Origin of the sequence: Serratia sp. S4 (assembly GCF_000347995.1) — a bacterium.
Lineage (GTDB): Bacteria > Pseudomonadota > Gammaproteobacteria > Enterobacterales > Enterobacteriaceae > Serratia > Serratia quinivorans.
Genome location: NZ_KB661120.1, coordinates 3,202,922 through 3,220,991, shown reverse-complemented (window position 1 = coordinate 3,220,991; position 18,070 = coordinate 3,202,922). Strand labels below are relative to the sequence as shown.

Sequence of the window (18,070 nt, the reverse complement as noted above, 5' to 3'; positions counted from 1 at the left end):
ACTCCCTGATACACATATAAATATACCCTATGCCTTTCAAGTTGCAGCTAGGCGGCCAGCTCGCTCATCCCCAGGCGCTTACTCGAGTAAGTAACTGGGGATGAGCGAGTGCAGATAACAACGCTGCAACTTGAAAGACGACGGGTATAGCGGCGCTCCCATTACTGGGCAGGCCATTATTTGCTTTTATGGTGATTTCGATGGCCCGAAAAGCCGGGTTTTTTGCAGTTAATTAGCCGCTTTAGGATAAAAACGCTGTGTTAGGGTGTGCAGCATCAGAGTAGTGTCTGCCGCCACAATGGCCGGCAGCCGCATTTTTATTGGGGTTACCATGGCAATTCAGGGTATTGAAGGGGTATTGCAGCAGTTACAAGCCACCGCGATTCAGGCCGGGCAAATGGATCGCGGTGCTGCTGCGCCGGGCGTCAGTTTCGCCAGCGAGCTGAAAACGGCTATTGGCAAGATCAGCGATACCCAGCAGGCCGCACGCAAGCAGGCGCAGGATTTTGAGATCGGTGTACCGGGCATCAGCCTCAATGATGTGATGGTCGATCTGCAAAAATCGTCAATCTCGCTGCAGATGGGCGTGCAGGTGCGTAATAAGCTGGTTTCCGCTTACCAAGAAGTCATGAATATGGCGGTGTAATTGAATGTCACGCGTGCATCGCGTACCACGACATTGTCTTATTAAGTCTTATTAAAAGTCCGGCTGGCAATAGATCAATTGCTGGCGCAACTGCCGGCCAGATTGGCGCAGCTCGGGCCTTAGGTTGTGATGGTGGGATTTTTAGTGGTGGGGTTTTGAACACTGAATTAGCATATTAGGCGTATTACCCTTGGCATAGCGATCGCCAATAGCTGGAGTAACAGGGCAGAAACCCTGCTTCAACTCACATTGCGGCACTTGTCACAGAGTTATAATTTTGGGGTTAAGGGTGTTTTATTACCGGGAAAGACAATGAGCAGCAAAAGTGAACACAGATGGCGGCTGTTGAGTATTTTGATTCTGGCCGTTTTGGTCGTATTAATAATCGTTTTAATTAAACAAAGCTAAAAAACCCGGGCCACTTTAGTGGCCTTGCCGGTTTATTTTCCCGCCAGTATCCGCATGACGTCTTCCTCGTAGGTCAGGCCCAGCAGCCACATGCCGAGCAACAGTATGGCCAGGGAAAACAGCAGTTTTTCGTTGAGCATGGTTTATCACCCCTGATTGAATTAATGCTCGCCGATGCTATCCCACCCGGCTGTTTTCCGCTAACCCGCACTGCATAAACGAGGCTCCCGTTGCTCAATGATTTAACTTATGGCCGTGGCTGTCATTCCTGTGCCTCCATCATGCTGAAATGATCGGGGCGAATAGCGCTGCTCTCCATTGCCCGTTGGTGGCCGCGAATGGCGGTGGGGGCAAAGCCAAAGCGTTTGCGAAAACGTTCTGCAAACCTTGAGGAACTTTCATAACCGACGTGCTGGGCGATGGCGGAGATGGGCCAATCGGTGGATTGCAGTAGTGCCAGTGCGCTGCTCATGCGCACGTCTATCATCAGGGTACGCAACGAGGTATTTTCTGCCGATAATTTACGGCGCAGCATCACTTCACTCATCGACAGGGTGTCCGCTACCTCGGCCGCCGTCCAGATATTATGCGGATCGGTCGCCAGACAACGGCGCACCTGCTGGGTTAAATTTCTGACCTCGTTATGAATGAAGCTGATATTGAATTGCTTCAGCCACAGCAGAATCTCCAGCATTTTGTGGCGAATGATGACCGCAGGGAAACGATGTTTAAGTGCCAGCGCCAGGCTGGTGGTTTCAAAACTGTGTATTAGTGCGCAGGGCAGGTTGCGCAATGCCAGTACTGCGTCGAATGCCGTTGGGGCCTGGGTTTCAACCTGGGCCGGTGGTGCGGCGAACAGCAACGGATCGCAGGTCAACAACTGACAGCTGAATGCCCCTTCCTCTGAGGGCTCATTAATGATATCCACGGTTTGCCCTCCGTCGATAATCAACAATTCCCCGCTATGAGCCACCACTTCACGCTGTTGCCAACGTACGCGTTTATGGCCTTGCTGTACCAAATACAGATGGGGTTGTTCAAAATAGACTGAAGGGAATAATAATTCAGTATGCTGAATGATATGCGCCGAGGCACCAATTCCAGGACAAAGATTAATTGTACGTTCCATCGATATTCATTTCGCAGCCAGTATCTGGGAATATCTTTACGCTTTGATCGGCGCTGGAGCAACATTTTTCCATGCGTTGTGAAACACAACGACGTGTTTTATCTATCAAAAATCAATTTCCTGCTGAACAGAAAACGTCCGTGTCGGCGTAATATTTATCCGTCTCGTAGGGGCGTTGCATGCCGCGCCCGTGTAGGTCGGGGCGAATATATTCGCGCCCTACCAGACCGAGGTGAAAAATACTATAGGTGTATATAATTCAAATGTCATGGATTAATATCCTGACTTAACCGGAGAATAATAGTGCATAGTGCTATTAATTCTGCTTTTTCCGTTATTGTTATGAGTTCATCTGATTTGCGGCTCTCCCAACAGCAGGGCGCGGTCGTTAAACTGGCCATAGGTGCTGTTAACCACGTTCTGACGAGTTGACTGGCCGATCAACTCTTTTAATTGGTCCATGCGTTGCTGCAGCAGGCGTTTGAGCTCGGTTTCGTTGTCCAGGATCTGCTGCAGCTTATTGCGCAGCAACTCCTGCAGTGCCATCGATGGGCCGGCCTGCCCGGTAAAGGCGGCGGTGCTTTCCACTGCGGTGACGTAGGCCAGTTCCAGTTCGACCAGATCCTCCCATCTTTCGGTTTGCGCCAGGGCGATCATCTGGCTGCTCAGGCTATGTATTTGTTGATACGCGGCTAGCAATTGCTGTTGACGTTCCATTAAACGGCGTCCTGAGAGGGGTGATAATTGGGGCCGATTTGGCGCCAGGCGTCGGCAATATTTTCCAACAGTTTGACCACTTCGGTGATCGCCGCCTCGTCATTATGCAGGTTGGCCTGCATCAGGCGTCGCTTCATATAGTCATACAGCGCCGCCAGATTATCGGCCATTTCGCCGCCCTGCTGGTGGTCGAGACCACTTTTCAGGCCGTTATCGATAATGTTGATGGCCTTTGACAGTGCCAGTCCCTTGCCGGCGATATCGCCCTGGTTCATCAGAATGCGTGCGCGTAACAGGGCGCTAAGCGCCCCGTCGAAAAGCATCACGATTAACTGATGCGGGCTGGCGCTCATTACGCCGCTTTCCAGACTGACCTGGGCGTAGGCTTGAGTTCCGCTTCGGTTATACATGTGATTTCTTACCTGGTTAAAAAGTTCTTATTTGAACTGTTGGGTTAAATAATTACCTGTACTGCCCAACTTGGACATCATGGTATCCAGTTGAACGAATTGTTGTTTATAGCGATCTATGGTGTTTTGAATACTGGCGGTTACGGTGGTGATCTGGCTGTTCAGGCGGTCGAGGTTGGTATTAATGCTTTTGGTCGAGTTCTCGATGATGCCGCCGGCCTTGATGTAGTTCTGGATCTCGTTATGGATCTCGGTCGCCATACCGGTGTCCTTGCCGTTGCCGGCGAAGAAGTTGGCGACCTGTGCCGGTTTCTCATCAATGGCTTTGTTCAGCTTGGTGCTGTCGATTTCCAGCTTGCCGGTTTTGGTATTGGTCGAGATACCCAGGTTGCCCAACCCTTTCAGTTCCGGGTTGTCCTGTGCGGCGCTGAGCGCGCTTTTTATCGATGACTGAATGCCACGCAGGGTGTTATCCCCCAGCAGTGCGCCATTTTTGGCATTCTGCGCTTCACCGGTTTTGACCGGGGTAAATTTGCTCAGCGAGTTGAAGGTGTCCAGCAGCGAGTTATAGTTATCGACCCACTCTTTTACTTTATCGGCGGTGCCGGCTTTATCGGTGCTGATCACCAGGTTCTGCGGTGAGTCGGCTTTGGTGACGGCTTTTAGATCAATAGTCACACCCTGCAATGCATCAACAATCGAGTTGGTACTGCGTTTGATCGGCGTGCCGTTGACCTCGATCTGGGCATCCTGGCCGGCCACGGTTTGCTTCATCGAACCGCTTTTGGCCTTGTTGTCATAGTTGAGAATGGCTCCGAGCTTATCGTCATTATTGACCTGCACCGTGATAGTGCTTTTTTCCCCGGTGGTAGTAGAACTGAGCGCCAGTTGGTAGTCGTCATCCCCTACGCGCATGATGGTGGCATTGACGCCGGCCTTGGCGTTGTTAATCGCATCGCGCATTTCCACCAGTGAGGTTTGCTCATCGCTCAGTGGGATCTTCACGTCTTTTTGCGGATTGCCTGCAGTGATGGTAATTGAGCGGTCGCTGCTGCCTGCTGCGCCCAATTTTTCGGTCTGATTGGCGATCGGGGCTTGGGTGGTCAGCGTTTGCGGTTGGGCCAGTGCGTTTACTTTAACAATGTAGTTACCCGCTACGGCTTTATCGGTAGTGGTGATGGTGAACTGGTCGTGTTTGCTGGCGGTGGTGTTGTTGAAAAATGCCGGTTTCGCCAGTTCTTTACTCAAGTTATCAAACTTTTCCAACGAGCCTTTTAACGTGCCGTAAGCCGTCAGTTGGGCGTTATAGCTGGTTTGCTGGGTAGTATAAGGCGTCAGCCGCTGCTGTTCCGCTTTGGTTAGCTTGTCCAGCAAGCCGTTGAGGTCGAGTCCTGAGCCGATGCCTAATGAGCTGATCGATGCCATTGGTAATTCTCCTTGATTATGACTTTATTCGCTTTACGCGTTATCGGCCCAGTGGAGAGAAAGTTTACCGAAAAGTTTAAAAACCGATGACGCAATAGAAGAAGGAAAAAGCGCGTTATTTCTGCCATTGCCTGTAAGCGAAAAAAAAACAAAAAATTTCTAAAGGTTGCAGGGGGAGGGCCGATACCTGATGGGACGGTGGTTGACGCCGTGGGCAAAGCAGCCCGAACCATTTAAACCCTGTTGCGAAGATCGCAACTGACTCGTAAGGAAAGCATACAATGGCACAAGTAATTAACACCAACAGCCTGTCGCTGATGGCGCAGAACAACCTGAACAAATCACAGTCTTCTTTGGGTACTGCGATTGAGCGTCTGTCTTCTGGCCTGCGTATCAACAGCGCCAAGGATGACGCCGCGGGTCAGGCAATCTCTAACCGCTTCACCGCAAACATCAAGGGCCTGACTCAGGCTTCTCGTAACGCCAACGACGGCATCTCCCTGGCGCAGACCACTGAAGGCGCACTGAACGAAGTCAACGACAACCTGCAAAACATCCGTCGCCTGACCGTACAGTCTCAGAACGGTTCCAACTCTTCCAGCGACCTGCAGTCCATCCAGGACGAAATCACCCAGCGTCTGTCCGAGATCAACCGTATCTCTGAACAAACCGATTTCAACGGCGTGAAAGTGTTGAGCGGCGACCAGAAACTGACCATCCAGGTGGGTGCCAACGACAACGAAACCATCCAGATTGATCTGAAAAACATCAACTCTAAAACTCTGGGCCTGGACAAGTTCAGCGTGGCAGATCCAATCGATACAACTAAAGTGGGTACTGCAGCAGTAACAGCTACCGACAAAATGGGCGCGCCGACCATCGCGGCTGACTCCAACACCACGCCAAAAACCAGCGACGGCAAGCTGTACTCTGCTGACGACGGTACTGGTACTGTTAACTACTTCGTTAAAGACACCACTGGCGCTATCTATGACGCGACAGTAGATGCAACCGGTAAAGCAAGCTGGGATTCTACTGCTACTGCGACCAAAGCGACTGCGGGCATGAAAGAAGCTTCTCAAGTTAAAGTGGGTACCAACACGGTGAGCGGCCTGAGCACCGGCGACGAACTGCGCACTTACACCGATCCAGCAGGTAAAGCCGGCTACGTGGTGAAAGGCAAAGACGCTGACGGCAACGACGCTTTCTTCAAGGCTTCTGTAGATTCCGCCGGTAAAGTGACCAAAGGCGTTCAGCAGTCTACCGACCCTAAAACTGCTGACCCACTGGCAACTCTGGACAAGGCACTGTCTCAGGTTGACGGTCTGCGTTCTTCCCTGGGTGCGGTACAGAACCGTTTCGATTCTGTTATCAACAACCTGAACAGCACTGTGAACAACCTGTCTGCTTCCCAGTCTCGTATTCAGGATGCTGACTACGCGACCGAAGTGTCCAACATGAGCCGTGCCAACATCCTGCAACAGGCTGGCACCTCTGTTCTGGCACAGGCTAACCAGTCTACTCAGAACGTGTTGTCCCTGCTGCGTTAATCGACTCTCCCCGATTAACCTGTCGCAAAGAACCCCGCCTCGGCGGGGTTTTTTTATGATGGCGAGTTGTGCAGAGAGTGCATGGCGCAAATAAGGCCTGTTTTGTACGACTGTTCAGCCGATTGGCATTTTGCCCCCTACGGATAATAGCGCTGACTCTCTTATCCGCAGGTTTTAGACATAGTGAGCGATTTGTATACCGCCGAAGGCGTGATGGACAAAAATTCTCTCTGGCTACGCTACGTTCCGTTAGTGCGCCACGAGGCGTTGCGCCTGCAGGTCAGGTTGCCCGCCAGCGTGGAGCTCGACGATCTGTTGCAGGCCGGAGGAATCGGCCTGTTGAACGCCGTTGAGCGTTATGACGCTATGCAGGGCACGGCCTTTACTACCTACGCGGTGCAACGTATCCGTGGCGCCATGCTTGATGAGCTGCGCAGCCGCGACTGGGTGCCGCGCAGTGTACGTCGCCATGCGCGTGAAGTGGCGCAGGTCATGCGGCAATTGGAACAGCAACTGGGCCGCCCGGCCAGCGAAGTGGAAGTTGCGCAGACGCTGAATCTGTCACTGGATGAGTACCGTCAAATTCTGTTGGACACCAATAACAGCCAGCTTTTCTCCTACGACGAATGGCGGGAAGAGCATGGCGAAAGCGCGGAACCGCTGCTGGAAGGGCACGAAGAGGCCAATCCGTTACATCATCTGCTGGAGGGCAATCTGCGCCAACGGGTGATCGACGCCATCGAGGCGTTGCCGGAACGCGAGAAAATGGTGCTGACGCTGTATTACCAGGAAGAGTTGAACCTGAAGGAAATCGGTGCCGTGCTGGACGTGGGGGAGTCGCGTGTCAGCCAGCTGCACAGTCAGGCGATCAAGCGCCTGCGCGCCCGTTTGGCAAGCGAGAACTGACATGCATTCAACTCTGAACCTTCAACCTTGCCACCATTGCGAAAACCGGACTGCCTAATGCCAGGAATAATGTTGAAAAAACGGCCGCTGAGCCGTTATTTAAAAGATTACAAACACAGCCAGACTCATTGTTCCCAGTGCGGTAAGTTGTTGGATCGCATGGCGTTGGTGTTTCGTGGCAAAATCATCAATAAAGACGCCATCGCGCGTATGGATCAGCCGATTGACGATCACGTCTGGCTGAACGTGCAAAATGAGCTGACCGCACTATGCCGGTTCTGCAGTGAAATTTCCTGCAATAGCCATCCGAGCTATTTCGACATTATGGCCTTCAAGCAGTATCTGTTTGAGCAGACCGAAATGAGCCACAGCACCATTCGCGAGTACGTGGTGCGCCTGCGTCGGCTGGACGAAATGCTGGTGGAACGCAACTACCCGGCAGACAAGTTTGCCAGCAACGCCAGTCATCAACGCATCATTGAAGACTTGCCTTCTGCGGCACACAACAATTACCGCATTGCCCTGCGTAAATACGACCAATATCTCGCCTGGCAGAAAAGCTACTGATCTTGCCTCCCCGGCAGGCCAGCCGGGGTTTCCACCGCTATCCCAATACGAATAAAGAGTGATTATTAGGTTCACATCTGCTAAATCTATCCTTTAGCTATTGATACCTTATTCCCTGGGGGAAGTTGTGAATCTGCAACAAAAATTGGCGCAGTTCCCGCGTCTCGATTTAGTCGGTTCTGCCACACCGCTCGAAAAACTGTCTCGCCTCTCAGACTACCTTGGCCGTGAAATTTACATCAAACGTGACGACGTCACGCCGATGGCAATGGGCGGTAACAAACTAAGAAAGCTTGAGTTTTTGGCCGCCGATGCGCTGCGGCAGGGAGCCGATACGCTGGTCACCGCCGGTGCCATCCAATCCAACCATGTGCGCCAAACGGCGGCGGTGGCGGCCAAGTTGGGCCTGCACTGCGTGGCGTTGCTGGAAAATCCGATCGACACCCAGGAAGAAAATTATCTGACCAACGGCAACCGCTTGCTGCTCGGGCTGTTCAACGCGCAGGTGGAAATGTGCGAAGCGCTGCACGATCCGCAGCAGCAGTTGGCCGATCTGGCTACACGCCTCGAAGCACAAGGCTTCCGACCTTATGTGGTGCCGGTAGGTGGCTCTAATGCGCTGGGTGCATTGGGTTACGTACAGTGTGCGCTGGAAATTGCCGAGCAGAGTCAACGCAGCAACGTCGCTTTCAGCTCGGTTGTAGTGGCGTCTGGCAGTGCCGGTACCCATGCCGGGCTGGCGGTCGGTCTGCAGCAATTGCTGCCGGAGACTGAACTTGTCGGTGTGACCGTTTCACGCAAAGTTATCGACCAATTGCCCAAGGTAGAACAGATCCAAAAAGCGCTGGCCAACAGTTTGGCTATCGACCAACTGGCACCCATCACTCTGTGGGATGATTACTTCGCACCGCAGTACGGCATGCCCAATGAAGAAGGGCTGGCGGCCATCCAGTTGCTGGCGCAACAGGAAGGAGTGTTACTGGATCCGGTGTATAGCGGCAAGGCAATGGCTGGGCTGATAGACGGCGTAGCCCAGCAGCGTTTCCGCGATGACGGCCCGATTCTGTTCATCCATACCGGCGGTGCTCCGGCGTTATTTGCCTACCATCCCCAGGTGTGAACGCACTTGGTTATTCCATTTTGAACTATATTTATAATGTTATATTCCTGCGTTCAAATGTTGTGGCTGTTAAAGTGCTGATATCAAAAAAGATAAACAACAGATGGGGTGTTTATGATGTTTTCTAAAGTTCGTCGTCAATTGCTGCTGGGAGTGATGAGCGTTGCGCTGACCGCCGGTTTGAGCACGCAAACCTATGCCGCCGATAACCTGCTGGAGCAGGTGAAGCATCACGGGACTCTGGTCGTCGGGCTGGAAGGCACTTACCCGCCGTTCAGCTTCCAGGGGGAAGACGGCAAACTCACCGGCTTCGAAGTGGATTTCGCCAATGCGTTGGCGCAGCATCTTGGTGTAAAAGCCAAGCTGAACCCGACCAAATGGGACGGCATGCTGGCCTCGCTGGATTCAAAGCGTATCGACGTGGTGATCAACCAGGTGACCATTTCGCCAGAACGTCAGAAGAAATATGATTTCTCCACGCCTTATACCGTCTCCGGTATTCAGGCGCTGGTGAAGAAGGGCAATGAAGGCACCATCACCAAGCCGGAAGATCTGAAGGGCAAGAAGGTCGGCGTCGGCCTGGGCACCAACTACGAACAGTGGCTGCGTGACAATGTGCAGGGCGTGGACGTGCGCACCTATGATGATGACCCGACCAAATACCAGGATCTGCGCGTAGGCCGTATCAATGCCATTCTGGTTGACCGCCTGGCGGCCCTGGATCTGGTGAAGAAAACCGGCGATACGCTGGCGGTAGCCGGCCCGGCGTTCTCTCGTCAGGAGTCTGGCGTTGCGGTCCGTAAAAACAACCCGGAACTGCTGGCCGCGATTAACCAGGCGATTGCCGACATGCAAAAAGACGGCACGCTGGCGAAGATCTCTGACAAATGGTTTGGCGCGGACGTAACTAAATAATGCACGAAAGTATTCAACTGGCGCTGGATTCAGCGCCATTTTTATTGAGGGGCGCGATACTCACTCTCCAGCTCAGTCTGGGGGGCATGGCGCTCGGTTTAATGCTCGGTTTTCTGCTGGCGCTGATGCGCCTTTCGCCGTTATGGCCGCTGTCCTGGCTGTCGCGTTTCTACGTGTCGCTGTTCCGTGGCACGCCGCTGATTGCCCAGCTGTTCATGATTTACTATGGTCTGCCGCAGTTCGGCATCGAGTTTGATCCCTTCCCGGCGGCGCTGATTGGCCTGTCGCTCAATACCGCGGCCTATACCTCAGAAACCCTGCGTGCGGCGATTTCGTCGATCGAAAAAGGGCAGTGGGAGGCCGCGGCCAGCATAGGTATGACCCGCTGGCAGACGCTGCGCCGGGTGATCTTGCCGCAGGCGGCGCGTACCGCATTGCCTCCGTTGGGTAACAGCTTTATCGGCCTGGTGAAAGACACCTCGCTGGCGGCGACCATTCAGGTACCGGAGCTGTTCCGTCAGGCACAGTTGATTACCTCACGCACGCTGGAAGTGTTCACCATGTATCTGGCGGCCTCGCTGATTTACTGGGTGATGGCGACTCTGCTTTCTGCGCTGCAAAATCGTCTGGAAGCCCACGTCAACCGCCAGGATCAGGAGTAACGCATGAGTGCCATCGAAGTAAAACAGCTGATCAAGCAGTTCAAAGGTCAAACGGTGCTGCATGGTATTGATCTGGAGGTCAGTGCGGGCGAAGTGGTGGCGATTATCGGGCCCAGCGGCTCGGGTAAAACCACCTTGCTGCGCTGCATCAACCTGTTGGAAGTACCGGATTCCGGTACCATTCGCGTCGGCGATATTCAGATTGACAGTTCCAAATCGCTGAGCAAACAGAAAAATTTGGTGCGGGCGTTACGCCAGCAAGTCGGGTTCGTGTTCCAGAGCTTCAACCTGTTTCCACACCGTTCGGTGCTGGAGAATATTATTGAAGGCCCGGTTATCGTTAAAGGCGAGTCAAAAGCCAGTGCCGAACAGCGGGCACGGGCATTGTTGGCTAAAGTGGGCTTAAACGGTAAAGAGTCTGCCTATCCACGTCGTCTTTCCGGTGGCCAACAGCAACGGGTGGCGATTGCCCGGGCGTTGGCGATGCAACCGGAAGTGATCCTGTTTGATGAACCCACTTCTGCGCTGGATCCGGAACTGGTGGGCGAGGTGCTCAATACCATCCGTTCGCTGGCGGAAGAAAAGCGCACCATGGTGATTGTGACGCACGAAATGAGCTTTGCCCGTGATGTGGCCGACCGCGCCATCTTTATGGACCACGGCCGCATCGTTGAGCAGGGACCGGCGAAAGAGCTGTTCGCTAATCCGCAACACCAGCGCACCCAGCAATTCCTCGACAAGTTTTTGAATCAGTAAGAAGGGGGGCATTTTGCCCCCTGACTCTCGATTAGCCAGCGTTCAATAATTCATTACGGGCGGCTGCGGCCAAAAAGGCGCTGCGGCTACCATAGCCCGGATGCTGCTGTACCATTGAATCAATACGGTTCAGCAGGCGGTGCGGCAGGGTAATATTGATACGTTCAGCCCGACCGTCAAACTTATCCATATTGATGTCGACCAGCAGCCACTGTCCGCCATTCAGCGTGTCGCTCTCCTGCGCCAGATGGAAGGAAACGGCCTGTGGGCGTGGGATGGACTGGTTGTCTTCGCTCAGAAGTTCGAAATGTGCGTCCAGCGCGCTTTTGGCGTCTTCAAAGGCTCTATCGAGGGTATCGCCTGCAAAATAGCAGCCCGGCACATCGGGAAAGAAACCGCTGGCGCTGCCGTCGTGTTCTGAATGTACATAAGCAGGGTAGAACATAATTTCTCCTGTTAATTCATGGTGCCGGGGGTTAGCGCAGTCCGGCATCTTTCATGATTTGGCGCAGCGTTCCCGGTTTAAGATCCTTACGCGGGTGTGGAACGGTGATCACCAGGCGGGATCCTGGGTGTTTAAACTGATGGTGGCTTCCCTTTATCCGCTCTAAAACCCAACCTTCCTGTTCTAATAGCCCGATCAGTTCTGAACTTTTCACACGCCTACCGTCCTTTTATTGTACGCACCATACACACTCGATGGCAACGAGATTAATACGCTAACGTGCCGCTTTTGTGCAGACAATAAAAAACCCTGCACGAGTGCAGGGTTTGCGGGAAGGTACGCAGGCTGGATGATAAAAGGCAGTAATCCAGCGCTACGGATTAACCAATGGTCATCAGGCTGGCGTTACCGCCGGCGGCTGCGGTGTTGACACTCAGCGAGCGTTCGATCAGCAGGCGTTCCAACAGGATATTGGTCTCGCCGTGGGCAAAGCCCTGCACCGAAACGATCGCGCCACTGCGCTGGGCAATTTGCTCGCACAGGGTACGCAACTGATCGGCGTCGCCGTGGTAAATGGCGGCGTCAAACTCCACCTTGTCCTGTTGCCAGTCCTTGCTGAAACTGATGCTGGCCTGAACCGCTACCGGCAGGCGGCGATACAGGGCGCGTTGCAGCTCGGCTTCCGGCCACAGCACGCTGCTGCCCACTGCCAGTACCGCAGCCAGTTGCGTCAGAGCATCGGCTTCGTTATCGGCCAGGCACAGTACCCGCTCACGCGGCAGCAGGGCGTAGGTATTGCGCTCGCCGGTCGGGCCTGGCAGAGGGCGCAGGGTGCCGCCCTGGCCCAGTTCGGCGTAGCGCTGTGCCAGCGTCACCAACTCAGATTGTTTTTCGGCAACGGCCCATTGCTCCAGAGCCTGATGGGCTTTGAGCAGTTGTGGCCGTGCGGTTGCCTCCAGCGGGTGCTCGTCGTCCTGACGGTTCAGGGTACGCAGCACCGCGTCATCCGGACGGTTGGCCAACAAGCGGTACAGATACAACGGGCCACCGGCTTTCGGACCGGTGCCGGACAGGCCTTCGCCACCAAACGGCTGCACGCCGACCACGGCACCGACCATGTTACGGTTAACGTACAGGTTACCGACCTTGGCGCGTTCGGTGACGCGGGCAATGGTCTCGTCGATACGGGTGTGAATACCCAGCGTCAGGCCATAACCGGCGGCGTTGATCTGATCGACCAGCGATTCCATATTCGAGCGCTGGAAGCGCACCACGTGCAGTACCGGGCCGAAGATCTCTTTTTGCAGCTCGTCGAAGCTGTCCAGTTCGATCAGCGTTGGCTTGATAAAGGTGCCGCGTGACCACTCTTTCTCATCCTGCGCATTGCCTTTCGCCGCCTGATAGACCTTACGGCCCTTGGCGCGCATCGCCTGGATATGGCGTTCGATACCGGTTTTGGCCTCGGCATCGATCACCGGCCCGATGTCGGTAGACAGGCGTTCCGGGTTACCCATGCGGCACTCGGCCATCGCACCGCGCAGCATTTGCAACGTATGGTCCGCCACGTCTTCCTGAATGCACAGGATACGCAGGGCAGAACAACGCTGGCCGGCACTGTCGAAGGCGGAGGCGACCACGTCCGTCACCACCTGTTCGGTCAGCGCGGAAGAGTCGACGATCATCGCGTTCAGACCACCGGTTTCGGCGATCAGCGGCGTTGGGCGACCTTGCGGATCCAGACGACCGGCGATATTGCGTTGCAGAATACCAGCAACGTCTGTAGAGCCGGTAAACATCACGCCACGCACGCGGGCATCATTGACCAGCACCGAGCCGACGCTTTCACCCTGGCCTGGCAGCAGCTGCAGCACGCCTGGTGGAATGCCGGCTTCCAGCAGAATACGTACCGCCTGTGCGGCGATCAGCGGGGTTTGCTCGGCCGGTTTGGCCAGCACGCTGTTGCCTGCTGCCAGCGCAGCGGCAATCTGGCCGGTAAAGATCGCCAGCGGGAAGTTCCACGGGCTGATACAAACTACCGGGCCCAGTGGACGGTGGCTGTCATTGGCGAAGTCATCGCGTACCTGACCGGCGTAGTAATGCAGGAAATCGACCGCTTCACGCACTTCGGCAATGGCGTTGTTGAAGGTTTTACCCGCTTCGCGTACCAGAATACCCAACAGGCTTTGCAGCTGGCCTTCCATCAGTTCAGCGGCGCGTTCAAGAATGGCGGCGCGTTCGGACGGCGGGGTGGCGAACCAGATTGGGCCGGCAGCGGCAGCGGCGTCGAGCGCCCGGCTGACTTCCCCTTCGGTGGCTTCACGCACGTAACCGACGATATCGCCCGGTTCGGCAGGGTTAATCACCGGTTGTTCCACGCCCTGATCCAGCTCGGCATCGATAATCGGTTCTGCGCGCCATGGCTGTGTGGCGCTGGTCAGCAATGCGCTGGACAGTGACGCCAGACGCTGTTCGTTGGACAGGTCCAGGCCGCTGGAGTTGGTACGTTTCTCGCCATACAGCTCACGCGGCAGCGGGATACGTGGGTGCGGCAGGCCAATTTGCCCTTCGCTGGCCGCCATGGCTTCAACGGCGGTGACCGGATCGGCCACCAGTTCGTCGAGCGGCAGGGTAGCGTCGGCGATACGGTTAACGAATGAGGTGTTGGCCCCATTTTCCAGCAGGCGGCGCACCAGGTACGCCAGCAGCGTTTCATGGGTACCGACCGGAGCATAGATGCGACACGGACGGTTTAACTTGCCGTCGGCCACTTTACCCACCACCTGCTCATACAAAGGTTCGCCCATGCCGTGCAGGCACTGGAACTCATACTGACCTGGGTAGTAGTTGTTGCCCGCCATATGGTAAATCGCGCTCAGGGTGTGGGCGTTATGGGTAGCAAATTGCGGATAAATCAGGTTTGGCACCGCCAGCAGTTTGCGGGCGCAGGCCAGGTAGGAAACGTCGGTGTAAACCTTGCGGGTGTAAACCGGATAGCCTTCCAACCCGTCCATTTGGGCGCGTTTGATTTCGCTGTCCCAGTAGGCACCTTTCACCAGACGGATCATCAGGCGACGACGGCTGCGCTGCGCCATGTCGATCACGGCGTCGATGGCGAACGGGCAGCGCTTTTGATAAGCCTGGATCACGAAGCCAATGCCGTTCCAGCCGGCCAACTGTGGTTCAAAGCACAGCTTCTCCAGCAGATCGAGTGAGATCTCCAGGCGGTCGGCTTCTTCGGCGTCGATATTGATGCCGATATCATATTGGCGCGCTTGCAGGGTCAATGACAGCAGGCGAGGGTAAAGCTCTTCCATTACGCGTTCGTACTGCGCACGGCTGTAGCGCGGATGCAAGGCGGAAAGCTTGATCGAAATGCCCGGGCCTTCATAGATCCCACGGCCGTTAGAGGCCTTGCCGATGGCGTGGATCGCCTGCTGGTAAGACACCAGGTAGGCCTGCGCGTCGGCTTCGGTCAGCGCGGCCTCACCCAACATGTCGTAGGAGTAGCGGAAACCTTTGTCTTCCAGCTTGCGGGCGTTGGCCAGCGCTTCGGCGATGGTTTCACCGGTCACGAACTGTTCGCCCATCAGGCGCATCGCCATGTCCACGCCTTTACGGATCAGCGGTTCACCGCTCTTGCCGATAATACGGTTCAGTGAGCGCGACAGGTTGGCTTCGTTATGGGTCGCGACCAGTTTGCCGGTAAACAGCAGGCCCCAGGTGGCGGCGTTAACGAACAGCGACGGGCTACGGCCAAGGTGAGAATGCCAGTTGCCGTTGCTGATTTTGTCGCGGATCAGCGCGTCACGGGTTGGTTTGTCAGGAATACGCAGCAGGGCTTCCGCCAGGCACATCAGTGCCACGCCTTCCTGTGAGGAAAGGGAGAACTCCTGCAGCAGGCCCTGCACCATACCGGCGCGGCCGTTTGCACTCTTTTGGTTACGCAGTTTCTCGGCAATATCGTAAGCCATCTTATGGGTGGCTTTGGCGAGATCGGCAGGTAAGCGCGCCTGTTCGAGCAACATCGGCACCGCTTCGGTCTCAGGACGGCGATAGGCTGCGGTGATCGCCGCGCGGTTGACCGACTGCGGCAGAATTTGTTCAGCAAATTCAAGGAATGGCTGGTGGGACTCTTCCTGCAGTTGCGGCATAATGTCGTCCGCTTCGGCCTGGCCGGCAGCGGCAGTGGCAGGGATTTCAGGAATGTCGGAACCGTTCTCGAGACGCTCGAGATAATTAAAAATGGCCTGCTTGATCAGCCAGTGCGGCGTGCGATCGATACGCTGTGCTGCGCTTTTGATGCGATCGCGAGTTGCCTCGTCGAGCTTTACGCCCATGGTGGTAGTGCCCATGCCAATCCAACTCCTGTGTTTAAGAACCTATATACAAACGGCGGGCCAGATAGGCTGCTGGGATAGGTTCGTGCGTTGTGTGCTGTGATGAATGCAGACAATATCCAGCATGTTGCAACTTTGTGCAACCGTGTTAAATCAGGCGGATGAACGAAGTGTGAGTTCCATCGATTTTTTAACATCAATAACCGGCATGGTTCTTGCGTGGCCTTTGGCACGACAGGGTGGCGAGGGAGGGTTTGAGTGGGATATCCCCAGTGATATCAGGGCTAACATCAGATTTTTATTAGGTGCAACTCCGTTTGGTGTCGTCGGGTGTAACCCTGAGAGCGGTTAAATGTGACGCAGGGTAAACTTTGTGTAACTTTGTTGTTAAATATCTTGTTGGATAATGAATGGGTCATCTAGGATAGCCGGCAGTCAGACAATTGCGGGCGGAAACTATTTTCACCTGCGGGGGCCCGCAATTTCGCCACGTTCCGGCGGATTGGCAAGCAGTAACTATCGCAATACAGCGCGAAATAATAATGAGAGTGGAGAATTTCATGACAATGAGCACACCGATGCTGGTGACCTTCCTGGTGTATATCTTCGGGATGGTGTTAATCGGCTTACTTGCCTATCGGGCAACCAATAACTTTGACGACTACATTCTGGGCGGTCGTAGCCTGGGTAGCGTAGTGACCGCGCTTTCTGCCGGCGCATCAGACATGAGCGGCTGGCTGTTGATGGGCCTGCCGGGCGCCATCTTCCTGTCCGGCATCTCCGAAAGCTGGATTGCCATTGGCCTGACGATCGGTGCTTATTTCAACTGGAAGCTGGTGGCGGGGCGGCTGCGCGTGCATACCGAAGCCAACAATAATGCCCTGACGCTGCCGGATTACTTCACCAGCCGTTTCGAAGACAACAGTAAGCTGCTGCGGGTGATTTCCGCCATTGTTATCCTGGTGTTCTTCACTATCTACTGTGCTTCCGGCATTGTGGCCGGTGCGCGCCTGTTCGAGAGCACCTTCGGGATGAGCTACGAAACCGCGCTGTGGGCCGGTGCTGCTGCCACTATCCTTTATACCTTTATCGGCGGATTCCTGGCGGTGAGCTGGACCGATACCGTGCAGGCCAGCCTGATGATTTTCGCGCTGATCCTGACGCCGGTGATTGTTATCTTCGCGGTTGGCGGCATTGATACCTCGATGATGGTGATTGAGGCCAAGAATCCGGCCAATCTCGATATGCTGAAAGGTTTGAACTTTGTGGCGATCCTCTCGCTGCTGGGTTGGGGACTGGGTTACTTCGGTCAGCCACACATTCTGGCGCGCTTTATGGCGGCAGACTCTCACCGTACCATTCGCAGCGCACGCCGCATCAGCATGACCTGGATGATCCTGTGTCTGGCCGGTACCATTGCGGTCGGTTTCTTCGGGATTGCCTACTTCGCCAATAACCCGGATCAGGCGGGCAATGTGTCACAGAACGGTGAACGCGTGTTTATCGAATTGGCGATGCTTCTGTTCAACCCGTGGGTAGCGGGCATTCTGCTGTCGGCGATTTTGGCGGCGGTAATGAGCACCCTGAGCTGCCAACTGTTGGTGTGTTCAAGTGCGATTACCGAAGACCTGTACAAGGCCTTCCTGCGTAAGGGTGCCAGCCAGCGTGAGTTGGTGTGGGTCGGGCGCTTCATGGTGTTGCTGGTGGCGCTGATTGCCATTGCGCTGGCGGCAAACCCGGAAAACCGCGTACTGGGTCTGGTGAGCTACGCCTGGGCCGGCTTCGGTGCAGCCTTTGGTCCGGTGGTGTTGATCTCGGTAATGTGGTCACGCATGACGCGTAATGGCGCTTTGGCCGGTATGTTGGTGGGTGCAGTAACGGTGATCGTCTGGAAACAGTTTGCCTGGTTGGATCTGTATGAAATTATCCCGGGCTTCCTGTTCGCTTGTATCGCCATCGTGGTGGTGAGCCTGATGGGGCGTCAGCCTTCGGCAACCATCACCGAACGTTTTGATCAGGCAGAGGCCGAGTTCAAAACCGTTTAATTCTCTCGAGGTAATCATCTCAAAGGGCGCTT

At 54.9% G+C, this 18,070-nt stretch carries 16 protein-coding genes; 9 read left to right on the top strand and 7 right to left on the bottom strand.

The features are described from left to right. Positions 1–331 precede the first annotated feature (331 nt). Entirely contained in the window at positions 332–646 is a 315-nt protein-coding gene (gene fliE / locus SERS4_RS0115775) for a flagellar hook-basal body complex protein FliE (RefSeq protein ID WP_026142424.1), read from the top strand. A 670-nt stretch (positions 647–1,316) separates the two neighbouring features. On the opposite strand, the gene SERS4_RS0115765 is transcribed toward fliE, so the two are convergent. The 4 genes from SERS4_RS0115765 to fliD all read right to left on the bottom strand — a co-directional run bounded on the left by SERS4_RS0115765 (position 1,317) and on the right by fliD (position 4,735). Continuing rightward, entirely contained in the window at positions 1,317–2,183 is an 867-nt protein-coding gene (locus SERS4_RS0115765) for an AraC family transcriptional regulator (RefSeq protein WP_017893213.1), read from the bottom strand. Between the two features lie 348 nt (positions 2,184–2,531). Continuing rightward, positions 2,532–2,900, bottom strand: coding sequence for a flagella biosynthesis regulatory protein FliT (gene fliT, locus SERS4_RS0115760; RefSeq protein WP_012145665.1), 369 nt, complete (start codon positions 2,898–2,900; stop codon positions 2,532–2,534). Continuing rightward, entirely contained in the window at positions 2,900–3,310 is a 411-nt protein-coding gene (gene fliS, locus SERS4_RS0115755) for a flagellar export chaperone FliS (protein WP_012145664.1), read from the bottom strand. The genes fliT and fliS overlap by 1 nt, the downstream gene beginning before the upstream one ends. A 27-nt stretch (positions 3,311–3,337) precedes the next feature. After that, positions 3,338–4,735, bottom strand: a complete 1,398-nt coding sequence (fliD, locus tag SERS4_RS0115750) for a flagellar filament capping protein FliD (protein WP_017893212.1) — start codon at positions 4,733–4,735, stop codon at positions 3,338–3,340. A 281-nt stretch (positions 4,736–5,016) separates the two neighbouring features. Here fliD and SERS4_RS0115745 point away from each other — a divergent pair, with 281 nt between their 5' ends. The 7 genes from SERS4_RS0115745 to tcyN all read left to right on the top strand — a co-directional run bounded on the left by SERS4_RS0115745 (position 5,017) and on the right by tcyN (position 11,211). Then, positions 5,017–6,285: a FliC/FljB family flagellin gene (locus SERS4_RS0115745; RefSeq protein ID WP_017893211.1), complete on the top strand. Its 1,269-nt coding sequence runs from the start codon at positions 5,017–5,019 to the stop codon at positions 6,283–6,285. 183 nt (positions 6,286–6,468) lie between these two features. After that, a complete protein-coding gene (locus tag SERS4_RS0115740; RefSeq protein WP_012145661.1) occupies positions 6,469–7,191 on the top strand; it encodes an RNA polymerase sigma factor FliA in 723 nt (240 codons plus the stop codon). A 57-nt stretch (positions 7,192–7,248) separates the two neighbouring features. Beyond that, positions 7,249–7,758: a flagella biosynthesis regulatory protein FliZ gene (fliZ, locus tag SERS4_RS0115735; protein WP_012145660.1), complete on the top strand. Its 510-nt coding sequence runs from the start codon at positions 7,249–7,251 to the stop codon at positions 7,756–7,758. A 127-nt stretch (positions 7,759–7,885) separates the two neighbouring features. Then, positions 7,886–8,878 (top strand): D-cysteine desulfhydrase, encoded by a 993-nt coding sequence (locus SERS4_RS0115730; RefSeq protein ID WP_017893209.1) that lies wholly within the window; start codon positions 7,886–7,888, stop codon positions 8,876–8,878. A 114-nt stretch (positions 8,879–8,992) separates the two neighbouring features. Then, positions 8,993–9,793: a cystine ABC transporter substrate-binding protein gene (gene tcyJ, locus SERS4_RS0115725; protein WP_017893208.1), complete on the top strand. Its 801-nt coding sequence runs from the start codon at positions 8,993–8,995 to the stop codon at positions 9,791–9,793. Further along, complete coding sequence (gene tcyL / locus SERS4_RS0115720; RefSeq protein ID WP_026142423.1) at positions 9,793–10,455, top strand: cystine ABC transporter permease; 663 nt, start codon at positions 9,793–9,795, stop codon at positions 10,453–10,455. Before tcyJ ends, tcyL begins: the two co-directional genes overlap by 1 nt. 3 nt (positions 10,456–10,458) lie before the next feature. Then, a complete protein-coding gene (gene tcyN / locus SERS4_RS0115715) occupies positions 10,459–11,211 on the top strand; it encodes an L-cystine ABC transporter ATP-binding protein TcyN (RefSeq protein ID WP_012145656.1) in 753 nt (250 codons plus the stop codon). A gap of 31 nt (positions 11,212–11,242) precedes the next feature. Here the strand turns inward: tcyN and SERS4_RS0115710 are convergent, their stop codons facing one another. The 3 genes from SERS4_RS0115710 to putA all read right to left on the bottom strand — a co-directional run bounded on the left by SERS4_RS0115710 (position 11,243) and on the right by putA (position 16,008). Next, positions 11,243–11,656: a type II toxin-antitoxin system HicB family antitoxin gene (locus SERS4_RS0115710; RefSeq protein WP_012145655.1), complete on the bottom strand. Its 414-nt coding sequence runs from the start codon at positions 11,654–11,656 to the stop codon at positions 11,243–11,245. A 31-nt stretch (positions 11,657–11,687) separates the two neighbouring features. Then, a complete protein-coding gene (locus tag SERS4_RS26440) occupies positions 11,688–11,870 on the bottom strand; it encodes a type II toxin-antitoxin system HicA family toxin (RefSeq protein WP_012145654.1) in 183 nt (60 codons plus the stop codon). 166 nt (positions 11,871–12,036) lie between these two features. Then, positions 12,037–16,008, bottom strand: coding sequence for a trifunctional transcriptional regulator/proline dehydrogenase/L-glutamate gamma-semialdehyde dehydrogenase (putA, locus tag SERS4_RS0115700; RefSeq protein ID WP_017893206.1), 3,972 nt, complete (start codon positions 16,006–16,008; stop codon positions 12,037–12,039). A 545-nt stretch (positions 16,009–16,553) separates the two neighbouring features. On the opposite strand from putA, the gene putP reads away from it, so the two are divergent. Further along, a complete protein-coding gene (gene putP / locus SERS4_RS0115695; protein ID WP_026142422.1) occupies positions 16,554–18,038 on the top strand; it encodes a sodium/proline symporter PutP in 1,485 nt (494 codons plus the stop codon). Positions 18,039–18,070 lie beyond the last annotated feature (32 nt).